Annotated in this window: 1 rRNA gene; it reads left to right on the plus strand. The window is 50.1% G+C overall.

The annotated features are described in order from the left end of the window. Nucleotides 1-122: 122 nt before the first annotated feature. Nucleotides 123-391 (plus strand): 16S ribosomal RNA (locus tag G4V62_RS21125); the annotation flags it as partial.

The following is a 391-nucleotide window of genomic DNA, read 5'->3' on the forward strand; positions in this document are numbered from 1 at the left end:
GCCCTTTGAAAACTGAACAAAAGCCAAGCGTACAAACGTGCCATGTCGAGACATCGACATGTAAAACAAACAACTGTGCAAAGGACGAATCGCTTCTATATAGAAGGTGGATTCAAAAAACTCTTATGGAGAGTTTGATCCTGGCTCAGGACGAACGCTGGCGGCGTGCCTAATACATGCAAGTCGAGCGGATGAAGGGAAGCTTGCTTCCCGGATTCAGCGGCGGACGGGTGAGTAACACGTGGGCAACCTGCCTGTAAGACTGGGATAACTCCGGGAAACCGGGGCTAATACCTGATAATCCTTGAACCCGCATGGGTTTAAGATGAAAGATGGCTTCGGCTATCACTTACAGATGGGCCCGCGGCGCATTAGCTAGTTGGTGAGGTAA

It is taken from the genome of Litoribacterium kuwaitense, from assembly GCF_011058155.1.
Lineage (GTDB): Bacteria > Bacillota > Bacilli > Bacillales > DSM-28697 > Litoribacterium > Litoribacterium kuwaitense.